Origin of the sequence: Corynebacterium ammoniagenes DSM 20306 (assembly GCF_001941425.1) — a bacterium.
Classification (GTDB): Bacteria; Actinomycetota; Actinomycetes; order Mycobacteriales; family Mycobacteriaceae; genus Corynebacterium; species Corynebacterium ammoniagenes.
Window position 1 is genome coordinate 802,551 of record NZ_CP009244.1, and the last position, 13,073, is coordinate 815,623.

The 13,073-nt window shown below is 51.9% G+C and carries 11 protein-coding genes; 5 read left to right on the plus strand and 6 right to left on the minus strand.

From position 1 onward, the window contains the following. Positions 1 to 9: 9 nt before the first annotated feature. Together CAMM_RS03780 and CAMM_RS03785 are read left to right on the plus strand one after the other, a co-directional pair. Positions 10 to 1,038: an enoyl-CoA hydratase/isomerase family protein gene (locus CAMM_RS03780; protein ID WP_003849441.1), complete on the plus strand. Its 1,029-nt coding sequence runs from the start codon at positions 10 to 12 to the stop codon at positions 1,036 to 1,038. A 10-nt stretch (positions 1,039 to 1,048) separates the two neighbouring features. Then, positions 1,049 to 1,822 (plus strand): enoyl-CoA hydratase, encoded by a 774-nt coding sequence (locus tag CAMM_RS03785; RefSeq protein WP_050759903.1) that lies wholly within the window; start codon positions 1,049 to 1,051, stop codon positions 1,820 to 1,822. Here CAMM_RS03785 and CAMM_RS03790 read toward each other — a convergent pair. The 3 genes from CAMM_RS03790 to CAMM_RS03800 all read right to left on the minus strand — a co-directional run bounded on the left by CAMM_RS03790 (position 1,819) and on the right by CAMM_RS03800 (position 4,841). Further along, positions 1,819 to 2,343 carry a MarR family winged helix-turn-helix transcriptional regulator gene (locus CAMM_RS03790; RefSeq protein ID WP_147581036.1) on the minus strand — a complete coding sequence of 175 codons (525 nt, stop codon included), beginning with the start codon at positions 2,341 to 2,343 and terminating at the stop codon, positions 1,819 to 1,821. The two genes, CAMM_RS03785 and CAMM_RS03790, sit on opposite strands and share 4 nt — an antisense overlap. Before the next feature lie 49 nt (positions 2,344 to 2,392). After that, positions 2,393 to 4,123: an AMP-binding protein gene (locus tag CAMM_RS03795; RefSeq protein WP_003849435.1), complete on the minus strand. Its 1,731-nt coding sequence runs from the start codon at positions 4,121 to 4,123 to the stop codon at positions 2,393 to 2,395. 145 nt (positions 4,124 to 4,268) lie between these two features. Next, positions 4,269 to 4,841 carry a TetR/AcrR family transcriptional regulator gene (locus CAMM_RS03800; protein WP_040356341.1) on the minus strand — a complete coding sequence of 191 codons (573 nt, stop codon included), beginning with the start codon at positions 4,839 to 4,841 and terminating at the stop codon, positions 4,269 to 4,271. Positions 4,842 to 4,972: 131 nt separating this feature from the next. On the opposite strand from CAMM_RS03800, the gene CAMM_RS03805 reads away from it, so the two are divergent. Then, positions 4,973 to 6,181: an acyl-CoA dehydrogenase family protein gene (locus CAMM_RS03805; protein WP_003849431.1), complete on the plus strand. Its 1,209-nt coding sequence runs from the start codon at positions 4,973 to 4,975 to the stop codon at positions 6,179 to 6,181. On the opposite strand, the gene CAMM_RS03810 is transcribed toward CAMM_RS03805, so the two are convergent. Beyond that, positions 6,178 to 7,296, minus strand: coding sequence for an acetoin utilization protein AcuC (locus tag CAMM_RS03810; RefSeq protein WP_003849429.1), 1,119 nt, complete (start codon positions 7,294 to 7,296; stop codon positions 6,178 to 6,180). The two genes, CAMM_RS03805 and CAMM_RS03810, sit on opposite strands and share 4 nt — an antisense overlap. Before the next feature lie 8 nt (positions 7,297 to 7,304). Beyond that, positions 7,305 to 9,932 carry a GNAT family N-acetyltransferase gene (locus CAMM_RS03815; protein WP_147581037.1) on the minus strand — a complete coding sequence of 876 codons (2,628 nt, stop codon included), beginning with the start codon at positions 9,930 to 9,932 and terminating at the stop codon, positions 7,305 to 7,307. 175 nt (positions 9,933 to 10,107) lie between these two features. Between CAMM_RS03815 and CAMM_RS03820 the strand changes: the two genes are divergently transcribed. After that, positions 10,108 to 11,625: a CoA-acylating methylmalonate-semialdehyde dehydrogenase gene (locus CAMM_RS03820; protein WP_003849425.1), complete on the plus strand. Its 1,518-nt coding sequence runs from the start codon at positions 10,108 to 10,110 to the stop codon at positions 11,623 to 11,625. Between the two features lie 14 nt (positions 11,626 to 11,639). After that, entirely contained in the window at positions 11,640 to 12,521 is an 882-nt protein-coding gene (gene mmsB, locus CAMM_RS03825; protein ID WP_003849423.1) for a 3-hydroxyisobutyrate dehydrogenase, read from the plus strand. Here mmsB and CAMM_RS03830 read toward each other — a convergent pair. Next, entirely contained in the window at positions 12,502 to 13,062 is a 561-nt protein-coding gene (locus CAMM_RS03830) for a TetR/AcrR family transcriptional regulator (protein WP_003849420.1), read from the minus strand. The genes mmsB and CAMM_RS03830 overlap by 20 nt on opposite strands. Positions 13,063 to 13,073: the final 11 nt, after the last annotated feature.

Consider the following 13,073-nt stretch of genomic DNA (forward strand, 5'->3'; position numbering starts at 1 on the left):
AGGACTGAAATGACAGATTCATTGCTGACTACGCGTGTAGGACGAGCAGGCATTATTACGCTCAACCGACCAAATGCGCTCAATGCCCTTGACCTAGACATGATTCGTAGCATGACGAGCACTTTGCGGGACTGGGCGAACGATGACGAAATCTACCTTGTCGTCGTTCGTGGTGCGGGGGAGCGTGCACTGTGTGCCGGTGGCGATATTGCTGAGCTGTACAAAGATGAAAATTTGGGCAAGGTTTTCTTCAATGAAGAGTACGAGCTCAATCATCTCATCGCTAACTATCCCAAACCTTATGTCGCGTTAATGAAAGGCATCGTGCTCGGTGGGGGTGTGGGGATTTCCAGTCACGGTTCCCACCGAATCGTTACTGACAGCACCCGTCTCGGTATGCCAGAAGTTGGTATTGGGTTTGCTCCTGATGCCGGCGGTTCATTTGTTCTAGCACAGTCCGCGGATCGGCTCGGACGTCATCTGGCGTACACAGCCATTCACGTTGGGGCAGCGGAAGCTATTGATCTTGGCTTTGCTGACTATTTTGTCCCCGAACAAAAGCTTGATCCGCTCGTAGAAGCGTTAGCAGAGTCCGGCAATATTGCAGAGATCGACAACTTTGCTGCCGAGACAGGGGAGAGTTTCCCCGGAGTTCGAGACGAAATGGTTGATGTCTATTCTGCAGATTCCGTTGAAGAAACCCTTGCTCGACTCGATAAAGCTTCCGCCGATAAAGATGACACGTATTGGGCTGCTCATGCAGCATCAAAGATTCGTGCGGCTTCGCCATTGTCTTTGAAAGTTACAGAACTGCTTCTGGATCGCGCATCCGTCGGTACATTGGGAGATGCACTGACGACAGAGTATTGGATGGCGTTGAACATGAGAGCTTATGGCGACTTTGTTGAGGGCGTGCGTGCGCAGATCGTTGAAAAAGACAGAAATCCAAAGTGGAAGTACACCGACCTTAAAGATGTTGATCCAAAGGTAGTCGTCAGCATTCTTGACCAGCGTGGAAATAACGGACCAGAATTTTAAGGAGATTGTCGTGGAATACAACAACATCATCGTTGAGACTAAAGACCGAGTTGGGTTGATTACTCTGAATCGTCCGAAGGCTCTTAATGCCTTGAACCAGGACACCCAAACCGAAATCATCGCTGCAGCAACTGAATTTGATGCGGACTCCGAGATCGGTGCCATTGTACTGACTGGCTCAGAAAAGGCATTCGCTGCCGGCGCTGATATTAAAGAAATGGCACCACAAGGGTTCGTAGAAATGTACAAAGCGGATTGGTTTGCGGATTGGGAAAAATTAACGGCACTGCGTACCCCGATTATCGCCGCAGTTAATGGGTATGCGCTCGGCGGTGGCTGTGAACTGGCAATGATGTGCGACTTCATTATCGCTGGTGAAAAGGCGAAATTTGGGCAACCCGAAGTAAACCTGGGTATCACTCCTGGTATGGGAGGATCCCAAAGACTGACACGGGCAGTAGGAAAAGCCAAAGCAATGGAGATGTGCTTGACCGGGCGCATGATGGACGCAAACGAAGCTGAACGCAGCGGGCTCGTTGCGCAGGTTGTCGCGCCCGAGGAACTAGTGGAGAAAGCGTTAGAGACAGCCGCGCTAATTGCGTCGAAGTCTCAATTGACTACGTCCATGATTAAAGAACAGGTCAACACCGTTTTTGAGACCTCATTGTCTCAAGGCCTGCTTTTTGAACGTCGAACCTTCCATGCGCTGTTCTCGTCTGAAGACCAGAAAGAAGGAATGGCAGCGTTTTCTGATAAGCGAGACGCTAACTTCAAAAACGCTTAAAACGTCTTATCGACTTTATCGCCGGCCTGGCTTCGCAGCGCTGCCCCTATGCGGCGCACTGCATCCTGGTCGGCTTTATCCATGGGCAGGTTAGCGAAGTAATCATCTATGGCGGGGCTCGCAGCCCCAGACAAAGCAATGCCTTGATCCGTGATGCTGACCAGGGTGGAACGCTTATCCTTCGGATCTCGGCTGCGCTCAACCAGTCCAGCATCTTCTAACTTTGATACGTTGTGCGTCAACGAAGCTGGGGCGAGCTGAAGACGAGCGCCAATCTTGGACATTGGCAGGCCACCGCGACGCGAATAAACCAACATGGTGAGCAGTTCAAAGTGGCCGAACGTAATACCGAAAGGTTTCAACACATCTTCAGCCCCTTGAACAAGGATCTCTGCCATCCGTACTGCGGTTGTCAGTGTGGCTAGGCCATCGGCACTTTCCAAGGAATTATGCTTCTCCCATTGCCGATGTCCCTCAGCTATGGAATCAAAAGAAGTGGCAGCCATGGAGCGTGCTTTCACAACGTCCTCCTTTGGCTGCCGAATGTATTAATAGCCTAATACCCTATCCTTATCCTTTGAGCGACGGAAAATCCGAATCTGCGAACTCCGTGGTCGCCTTCTTTTCCCCACCATCTTCGGCGTGGATTTCATTCTCACGTTTCCTTAAATCAACACGACGAATCTTGCCCGATACGGTCTTGGGCAATTCGAAGAATTCAAGACGGCGAATACGCTTGTACGGCGCTAGTCCGTCGCGGCAATGCTTGAGAATGGATTCTGCGGTCTCAGCATTTGGCTCGTATCCGTTGCTGAGTGCCACATAGGCTTTCGGAACGGCGAGGCGAATTGGGTCTGGGGACGGGACGACCGCAACCTCGGCGACAGCAGCATGCTCAATAACCACAGATTCCAGCTCAAATGGCGACAGGCGGTAGTCGGATGCCTTGAAGACATCATCAGCGCGTCCGATGTAGTAGATATAGCCATCTTCGTCACGCTCAGCGATATCGCCGGTGTGGTAATAGCCTTCGCGGAAGACTTCTTGGTTCTTTTCCGGGGAAGCGACATAACCGACGAACAGGCCAATTGGGCGAGGATCCATCTGAATGCAGATTTCACCCGTATCGCCGTGCTCACCAGTAGCTGGGTCAATCAAGCTAATGTTAAATCCAGGCAGTGGCTTTCCCATCGAGCCAGGTTTAACTGCTTCTCCTGGTGTGTTTGCAATCTGAAGCGAGGACTCAGTCTGTCCAAATCCATCGCGAATTTCGCCGCCCCAACCGCGCTTGATGGCATTGAAAAGCTCTGGGTTTAGCGGCTCACCAGCACCTACAATCTTCTTCGGAGGAGTCTTCATGAGAGACAAGTCCGCTTGAACGAGCATGCGCCATACCGTTGGCGGGGCACAGAAGCTGGTAACGCCTTCGGCATCCATCTGCGCCATCAGAGCAGGAGCATCAAAGCGAGAGTAGTTGTAGATGAAGATGGTGGCGCCTGCGATCCACGGCGCAAAGAAATTTGACCATGCATGCTTCGCCCAACCAGGCGCAGCTACATTGAGGTGAACATCGCCCGGTTCCAGGCCGATCCAGTACATCGTGGTCAAGTGCCCAACAGGATACGAGACATGGGTGTGTGCAACCAGCTTCGCTTTGGACGTGGTGCCCGAAGTGAAATACAACAGGAGGGTGTCATCAGCTCGAGTTTCCTGCGTCGGCGTGTATTCAACAGGCGCGTTGAAAGAGTCCGAGTAGTACAGAGTCTCGTGAGCAGATTGTGCAGCGTCGCCATCCTGAATCTGAATGACAGTGAAATCACCGGTCACGTCTTGAAACTTTGCCGCATCTTCCGAGTTTGCGATCACCCAGGAGACATCGGCACGTTCGGTACGATCTTGTAGGTCATCTGCGCCCAGCATCGAAGTAGCAGGATTGAGGACAAAGCCCGCACGAATGCATGCAAGCATGGTTTCCCACAGTTCAAGCTGGTTGTTGAGCATCAGCATTACATGATCACCACGCTGGGCCCCTTGCTCAGTCAGCCAGTTGGCCAGTTGCTGCGAGCGCTGCGACATCTGTGAAAAGGTACGGCGCGTGCTGGTTCCGTCCTGTTCGTTGATTACCAAAGCCTCACGGTCTTTCGATTCTGGCTCGCTAGCCAAGTGGTCAAACCAGTCGATGGCAAAGTTGAAGTGTTCAAATCGTGGCCACTCGAAGCCCTCGACTGCACCTTGGTAGTTTTCACGATTATCCACGAGAAAGTCGCGGGCTGCTAGAAATTGTTCGGTAACCGTATTCATGAGACTCCTCAAGATTGATTATGGACACTGCCCGTAGCGCCACCGCAGCTCTGTGTTATGAGCAACTCGGGCTGGGCTTGTGTGACGTGTGTCCCCGTTGAGCTTACTTCGATATCGAAGTAATTTCTAGAGCTTCTTGGAATTTCTACGGTTTCTTCAATCCTGTCAGGATGAGTTGGCCCAGGCTGGCGTAGGCTTCCTTGGTTTCTAGGACGTCTAAATAGGTCCCTTGCTGAATGTCATCCATGGCCTGCTGGATGAGTCGAGAGGTAAACGAAATGGAAGTGATTTGGAATTCGCCAGAGGCAACTCCACGCTCGAGCAGGCTGTGAATGATTTCGATAGCGGCCTTGGTGTTGATGCCATAAATGTCGCGCGCGACAGGATCGCTGGCAAGATCTTGCATGAACTTGGGGCTAGCTGCAGAAAGGGCCTCTTTGATGTTGTCGAAGTAATCGATGAAAGCCTTTTCGAAGGAGGTTCTTGACGTGATTTCTGGAGTTGTTCGCCGGCTAATTTCTTTAAAGTAGCTCACTAGAATTCGTGCCAGGATTTCGTCGCGAGTGGTGCCAAGTCCATAGATGGTTGATTTCGAGCATCGATAGCGTTTGCTGGCGTTATCGATGGTGAAAGATTCAAAGCCCTCGCTGAGAAAGTCGTTTAGGAGGGCATTGAAAAGCTCTCTTTGGCGAGGTGTTAGGGGCTTTTTTGTGGGCATTAGGTTCCTTTTGTTGATGTAGGGGTTATCGAATATTGGTGACATGGCGCACAACACGGTGTACGCTAACTTTATAAATCGTACTAGTAGGCTTGGCTAATCAAGTCTTATCACTTTGGGAGAGTCTAACTATGCCACCGATTATAAAGAGCGACGACGCAACACAGTCCCTGTTGGAAGGGATCCCATTCCCGCACACAGATATTCTCGGGGTTGCTGATCAGCTAGAGCCTGAAGAGTCCAAACGGCTGCATGCCCTGCATGAATTCCTGCAAACGAAGATCCGTCCGGAGGTGGGTGAATATTGGGATCGCGAGGAATTTCCATTCCACCTGCTTCCTGAACTCGCTAAATACGGGCTGGGTGAGATTGCAGTATCGGGGACGTCTCGACTCTATCGCGGCTTGGCATACGCAGAAGTTACTCGTGCGGACGTTTCATTGTCTGCATTGGTGGGCATTCATAATGAGCTGATTGTGGCGCTTATCGATGCCCTGGCGAGTGATGCACAGCGTGAAAAATGGTTGGATGGCCTGCGTAGTTTTGAAAAGATCGGATGCTTCGCGCTGACAGAGCCCGAGCATGGTTCGGACATTGCGGGTGGTCTTGCTACGACCGCCGAGAAAACTGCCGATGGGTGGGTAATTAATGGAACGAAGCGTTGGATTGGTGGAGGGACATTCGCCGATTTTGCCATTTGTTTCGCACGCGACACTGCAGATAATGAGGTCAAGGGCTTCATCGTGGAGATGGGTCGCGAAGGCGTTTCCGCCGAGAAAATCTCCCGCAAGATGGGACTGCGAATTATGCAGAATGCAGATATCACCTTCGATAGTGTTCTCATTCCGCATGAAAACATCATCCCGGGTGCGCAATCGTTCGCTAATACCAACGACTATCTTTGTAGCTCGCGCGCGTGGGTAGCATGGCAAGGAGCTGGACTTCAGCTGGGGATCTTCGATATGGCGCGGGAATATGCGGTATCGCGCGAGCAATTTGGTCGCCCTATTGCCAAGTTTCAATTGGTACAGGAAGCTTTAACGAGGATCCTGGGTAATGCAACCGTATCGCTGTCAATGATGGCCCAAGTTGCGCACCTCCAGGAAGCAGGGAAATTGGAAATGCCGCACGCGGCTTTAGCGAAGGCTACGACCACTCGGTTGGCGCGGGAATCCGCAGCTGCTGGGCGTAATATCGGTGGCGGCAATGGCATTCTCACAGATTATGACTTATCGAAGATGATGAGCGATGCGGAAATCATATACACATATGAAGGCACGTATGAGATCAATTCACTCATCGTAGGCCGGGCTATTACTGGGGTGTCTGCATTCGTCTAGCTATAGGGTTGTAGACCCCAGTACGGGAAAATGGCCCGTGACGTAGCTACCAGCGCGGGAGTTGGCTGGCAGGTAGCAATGTGTTGCGGGCTATATTCTGATAGCGCACCGCGGTCAACATTTTCATCTCCCATCATGACTCCGCCAAATGCCGAGGTATGAGGCTCAATAGGTTGTTCGGACACTGCGGCTAGGACATGTGTCCAAGCGCGTGAAACCGAATGGTTCTCATATCCTCCTCCACCCAGCGCGACCCATTTATTGTCTGCAAATTGACGCGCCCAGCTAGACATTGAGTGATAAGCCAATGCCATGGCATCCATACTCAGGGTGAGGTCGGTCAAAGGATCAGCTCGGTGCGGATCAGCTCCGTGCTGAGAGATGACAATTTCTGGAGCAAACTTCTTCAACACCGCTGGTACTACCGAATGGATACTTTGTAGCCATTCGTGGTCATCGGCGTTTTTGGACAGCGCTACATTGACGGCAGTGCCAGCCGCATCTGGGCCACCAATCTCGTGCGCATGTCCGGTCCCTGGAAATAGATAGAGCCCAGACTCGTGAATTGAAATAGTGAGTACTCGCGGATCATTCCAAAAGATCTTCTCCACGCCATCACCATGGTGGGCGTCAAAATCGATATAGGCAACACGTTGTGCCTCAGTGTTGTTCAGTAGCCAAGTAATGGCAATGGCGGCGTCGTTATACATGCAAAAGCCAGCCATTGAATCAGGAAAGGCATGGTGCAGTCCACCTGCTAGATTAACCGCACGTTGCGCTTTTCCGTCCCACACAGCGCGCACGGCATCTAAGGTGCCGCCGCTAATACGAGCAGCGACATCGGATAGTCCCGGCGCAACTGGATTATCTTCGGTGCCAATTCCAAAGCGCAGATTGGGCCTGTGGATACGTGTTGCCTGAATGTATTCTGAGCTGTGAACCAATTCTAGGATTTCGTCAGCTGCGGCAGCTGGTGTTTCTACCGTAAAAGCATCTATGATTCCCAGTCGGCGAGCTAAGTCAAGCGCGGAATCTACACGATCTGGGCCCATGGGGTGACCTTTGCCCAGGCTGTAGTTATGGATTTCTTCAGTATCTATTAGAAGATGTTTCATACTTGGTCCTACTGCGTAAAAGCCCGTGCCAATGGATCACGTTCAGACTTCAATGGTGCAATCCGCATTCTTGCACCTACGACTTCGGTGGCATTGACTCCAGCGATGACCGGTGTAAGTTCGATTTCTACGATGGAACTGATGTCGTCTTTAAGTTTGGAGACTCCCATGATGATGTCTTCAACCGTCGACAGGCGAGATGCCTTTGAACCGCGATACCCAGTGAGAAGGGGAGAGGCCTTCAGTGATCCCAGCATTGAAGCCGCATCGCTACGTCGAATCGGCGGGACCCTCCAAGTTTTGTCATTGAGCAAATCATTGGGGATTCCGGAAATGCCGGTGGAAATAATCGGACCCACTACAGGATTCTCCACAGCTCGGATCGTCAGGGAGGCACCTGAGGTGGCATGTGCTTGAACCACGGGATTCAACGCAGAAATATCGTTGCTGTCAGCAGGAATTATCTCCAGTTCAACGGCCATTTCACGCAGGGTGTTCCATGCATCTTTCATGCTGTGTTCATCGCGAATATGACGAATAACGGTGGGCCATTCCGATCGTCCACGCACGATAGGGCTCAGCGATTTCAGCACGACATCCCATCCGAGTGTTTCGGCAGCGGCTACAGCCTCATCAGTGGAAGCGACTTCTACCCAAGGAACTACTCCGATGCCATAGGCGTCTAAAATTTCAGCACATTCATTGTCCGTAGTCCACCGGCCTTGAGGGCTCTCTCTAAGGACGCGTTGAACTATTTCTTGAGCTTTATCTATGTCGCCTTCGCCTATCTCGTCATCTGGTTGTGGACGGGCTTCGGCTCTTTTCGTCTCATTGGTCAACACTTGTTGAAGCGCTTGCAATGCATCTGCATAGTTATCAAATACAGGAAGACTGGCTTGCTGGAAATGAGGCTTGTCAAAACCGATAAACGACGCGATCAGAGGGACCTTCTGGGTTTCTTTTGCCAAAACCTCGAGTTCATTACGGCATTCTTTGAGGAAGTCACCCGTGTTAATTTCAACTACTGCGCAAAGGACCGCATCAATCTCAGGATTTTCCAGAGCCGCTTCCACCTCATTTATCAGTTGGTCAGACGCAACTACCTCCTGTGGAATTAGTCCAAAACGCAATGCCGACTGTTCCATTTGGGAAGATAGACCTGTGCTATTGGAAATCAACGCAATCCGGTTGCCTTGTGGAAGTGGTTGCCTATCGAGCAATTGTGCAATGTCATACATTGCTTCTCGGCTGGTAACAACCATAGAACCAGTGTTGCGGATGGTCTCATCTAAAGCGTGAGTATCCACCTTCTCCAACTGCGAACTTAACTCCACGTCATAGTGACTGGAGGAGCGCAGGGCGCGGGAAGGCATGAATACGATCACGAACTTTTCTAGAGCCAGACGGCGCAGAACCCGGAAGAACTTGCGCGGGTTGCCGATGGAATCTAGTGACAGCAAACAGATCGACGTGTTGTCATCAGAACCCCAATATTGCATCACGTCATTGCCGGTGACATCGGCGAAAGAACCCGCGGCGATGAAAGAACTAATCCCAAGTCCGCGTTCGAGGGCGCGGGAGAGTACTAGCGTCCCTACACCGGAAGATTGGGTAAAAATGCCTATGCGACCAGCAAGTGGCATGGGGGCAGGAGTGGAATTCAGGGAGACACTAGGGTCTGTATTAATAATGCCCAGAGCGGCAGGGCCTAACGCACGGAGTCCGTTATCGCGAGCTGCTAGTACGAGGTCACGCGATGTTTCTTCAGAAATATGTGCCATCTGGTTTCCCGCCACCATGATGATGCCTTTGGCATTCTTGGTGGACGCAGCAGCCATGATTTCGGTGATGTTTCCAGGATCATGCTCAACAAGGAGAACATCCACATCGACATCAAGCCTTTTCAGCGTCTCAGTAACCGAGGCTTCGCCAGGGTGCGTGGTTAAAATATGTAAGTTACCACGGTAATTTCCTTGGACCAGGGACGGAATAATGGAGCCGACGCCCTCAATCGTGCCGACCACTGCGATGGAATTCGGGGACAGCAGCCGAGAGATAGAGTTTGCTTCCGCGCGTAATTCTCGGCGTTCCACGACTTCGCGGGATTTAGAATTTGGCTCGATCTTAAAATCAACAGTCAGTAGTCCATCTCCATATTCAGGAGTTGCTGAGTAACCAGCTCGAATGAACACTTGAGCCATCTGACGGTTATTCATGAGCATCTCAGCATAGAAGCGTTGGATTCCACCCTCGCGTCCAATTTCTGCGAGGTGTTCCAATAAAATATTGCCGCACCCGCGTGATTGGTGCGAGTCTTGAACTAAAAAGGACACATCGCCTACTCGAGCTGGCAAGAATTGTTCGATCAGCTCATACCCAGCGACCGCGATGATAGCCTCACGTTCGAGCATTACCAGTGTGACCTTGTCATGCCCATCGGTATCGATCCATCGTTGGAGGTCTTCGTCCTGAAGTGCCGGGTGGTTACCGAAAAACCTTAAGTACTTAGATTCATCAGATACCCGTGCGTAGAAACTATGAAGTTTCTCCCGGTCATCAGGACGAATGGCTCGCAGAGCAGCGATCCCGCCGTCATTGAGAATGACATCGGCTTCCCAAGATTTCCGTGAGTCCATGGCGATCATCCTTTCGTGATCGGGTGAATGGTGTACACCCACTCTCTAAATCGTACTACGCAGCTAGGGACCGCGCGCCGGGGGTAAATAGTGTTGTGCCACACAATTGGCCGTGGATTGTGTCGAGTATCTCGCTAGGCTTTCCGGTATACCACTTACAAGGAGGAAGGTCCCAATGAAGACAATCAACCATTATGTCGACGGAGCGGAGTACCCAGGTACTTCTGGTAACACCCAACCTGTTCTCAACCCATCGCTCGGAAAGCCACAGGCTGAAGTAGCACTCGCGAGCACCGAAGATATCAACCATGTGATCGCGAGCGCACAGAATGCTCAAAAGGGCTGGGCGCGGCTCAACCCTCAAAAGCGAGTGCGCATCATCATGAAGTGGATTGCGCTTATCAATGAAAACATGGATGAGCTCGCGACCACTCTTTCTCTCGAGCATGGCAAGACATTTCCGGATGCGAAAGGCGATATTCAACGAGGATTGGAAGTCTTGGAATTCGCTCTAGGAGCTCCGCATCAGCTCAAGGGTGAATACTCGAGCGAGGTCGGCACAGGAATCGACACCTACTCCATGCGTCAGCCGCTCGGCGTGGTTGCCGGAATCACGCCCTTCAACTTTCCCGCAATGATTCCATTATGGAAGGCGGGTCCAGCCCTGGCAGCCGGCAATGCTTTCATCCTTAAGCCTTCTGAACGCGACCCATCGGTCCCAGTTCGTCTCGCGGAGCTATTCGTCGAGGCCGGCGGGCCAGCTGGTGTTCTCAACGTAGTTCATGGTGGCAAGGAATCAGTGGACGCCTTATTAGATTCTGACGTCGTACAAGGCATTGGATTCGTTGGCTCTACCCCGATTGCGCAGTATATCTATGAACGTTGCGCTGCAACTGGCAAGCGTGCGCAGTGCTTTGGCGGTGCTAAGAACCACGCCATTGTGCTTCCCGATGCCGACATTGAAGCCACCGCAGATACTCTCGTCGGTGCAGCTTTCGGCTCCGCAGGGGAGCGTTGCATGGCGCTGTCGGTAGTCGTTCCAGTTGGGCAAGAAACGGCCGATAATCTGCGCGATGCCATTTTAAAGAAGATCCCAAGCCTCAACGTCGGCCACAGCCTGGATGCCAGTTCGGATTACGGTCCGCTGGTCACCCAGGATGCCAAAGACCGCGTTGAAAACTACATCGAACAGGGCCAAAGCAGCGGTGCCGAGCTGCTTGCCGATGGCCGCACGCTCGATATGTCCTCTGCTTCTTTTGATGGCGAATCACTCGCCGAGGGCTTCTTTACTGGACCAACATTTTTCGATCATGTGACGCCAGACATGTCGATTTACACTGATGAAATCTTCGGTCCTTTCCTGTCCATGGTGCGTGCAGAAACTTTGGAAGAAGCAGTGAAGCTTCCCACTGAACATGAGTACGGCAATGGCGTAGCCATCTTTACATCCAACGGCGGCGCTGCCCGTGACTTCGCAACCGCGGTCAACGTAGGAATGGTAGGAATCAACGTGCCAATTCCCGTGCCAATCGCGTACCACACCTTTGGCGGGTGGAAGGCTTCTGGGTTTGGTGACCTCAACCAGCACGGACCTGACTCCTTCCGTTTCTACACGAAGACCAAGACCGTCACCAGTCGCTGGCCAGATGAAGAGAATGCCGGACCGCAATTTTCTATGCCAGTGATGGACTAGCAAAGGAAAATATCATGTCTAATCAAACAATTGCTGTCATTGGGCTAGGTAACATGGGCGGGCGTATGGCCGCTAACCTCGCCAAAGCAGGATTGACTGTCCAAGGTTTCGATGTTTCTGCGGAAGCCAAGAAAAGCTCTAAAAAAGACGGCGTCGCGGTTTTTGATACCGCTGTCGAAGCAGCAGAGGGCGCCGACGTGGTGATCACTATGCTGCCCAACGGTGACCTAGTCAAAAAGGTGCTGGGGGAGCTGTTGGATGCTGATTCCACAGCCAAGGTTTACATCGACTCCTCCACTATTTCCGTGCAGGATGCCCGTGAGATTGGAGAGAGCGTCTACGACCGGGGTTCCCAGTTCATTGATGCTCCCGTCTCGGGTGGTACTACTGGAGCGGAAGCCGGGACCCTCGCCTTTATGGTGGGCGGAACAGAGGAAGCGTTCAACCAAGTGCATCCAGTACTTGATGTGATGGGTCGTTCCATCACCCATTGCGGACAAGTTGGCAATGGCCAAGCGGTAAAAGCCTGCAACAATATGATTTTGGCAGTACAACAGATGGTGTTGTCTGAGGCCATCGTCCTGGGCGAGCGCCTCGGTCTAGACCATCAAGCCTTCTTTGACGTGGTTTCAAATGCCACCGGTAACTCGTGGTCGTTATCGGTCAACGCTCCCATCCCGGACGTTGTTCCTACATCTCCCGCCAATAATGATTTCCAACCTGGATTTTCCTCGGCATTGATGCTCAAGGACCTTCGCTTGGCGATGGAATCGGCGCAAGCAACCGACACGGATACCGTGCTCGGCAAGATCGCTACTCAAGCGTTCGAAGAATTCGTCGCTGCTGGTAACGGCAACCTCGACTTCTCCGCGGTTATTAACGAGGTTCGCCGTTGATGATGGCCTGGAGAATCTTCGAATAGTGGTCTTCCAAAGATTGCGCATTGAATGATTCAAATTCAGTGTCGGCGAAGCGACGCATCATCGACAAACCGAGCAGTAAAGCTAATGCCGACTGCGCCCGCAACTCCGGAGACGGAGTTGGGTGCGGCGCTTCCTCTCGGATCCGGTTTACTAAAACTCTCTGCAAGTCAGAACGAATTCGCTTGCCGATGGCATTGAGACTATCTGGATTTCCTGCCGACACCGAGATAGTCCGAGCCATTGAGTAGGGAGCGTTGTGTGGTGCAGTCAGCGTTTCTCGAATCGCTGTGCGTCCCAACTGCTCGAATTCTCCAGCAAATAGCGCTTTCGAAGAATTACTGAAATCCACGGTTGCTTCAAACAAAGAATCTTTGTTGTGGAAGTGCTTCACAATCAGCGCTACTGATACATCGGCCTCGGCAGCAATGTCTTTCAGCGAAACTTGCGCAAAGGTTCGCTCACTAAAGAGTCGGCGGGAACACTCCAAGATCCGTTCACGGGCACCTGTAACCATAGTTTTAATAA

Excerpts from the sequence above, each read along its gene's own strand:
- CAMM_RS03780 (WP_003849441.1), top strand. The coding sequence starts at position 10 with ATGACAGATTCATTGCTGACTACGCGTGTAGGACGAGCAGGCATTATT.
- CAMM_RS03795 (WP_003849435.1), bottom strand. The coding sequence starts at position 4,123 with ATGAATACGGTTACCGAACAATTTCTAGCAGCCCGCGACTTTCTCGTG.
- CAMM_RS03820 (WP_003849425.1), top strand. The coding sequence starts at position 10,108 with ATGAAGACAATCAACCATTATGTCGACGGAGCGGAGTACCCAGGTACT.
- mmsB (WP_003849423.1), top strand. The coding sequence starts at position 11,640 with ATGTCTAATCAAACAATTGCTGTCATTGGGCTAGGTAACATGGGCGGG.
- CAMM_RS03815 (WP_147581037.1), bottom strand. The coding sequence starts at position 9,932 with ATGGACTCACGGAAATCTTGGGAAGCCGATGTCATTCTCAATGACGGC.
- CAMM_RS03805 (WP_003849431.1), top strand. The coding sequence starts at position 4,973 with ATGCCACCGATTATAAAGAGCGACGACGCAACACAGTCCCTGTTGGAA.
- CAMM_RS03810 (WP_003849429.1), bottom strand. The coding sequence starts at position 7,296 with ATGAAACATCTTCTAATAGATACTGAAGAAATCCATAACTACAGCCTG.
- CAMM_RS03830 (WP_003849420.1), bottom strand. The coding sequence starts at position 13,062 with ATGGTTACAGGTGCCCGTGAACGGATCTTGGAGTGTTCCCGCCGACTC.
- CAMM_RS03800 (WP_040356341.1), bottom strand. The coding sequence starts at position 4,841 with ATGCCCACAAAAAAGCCCCTAACACCTCGCCAAAGAGAGCTTTTCAAT.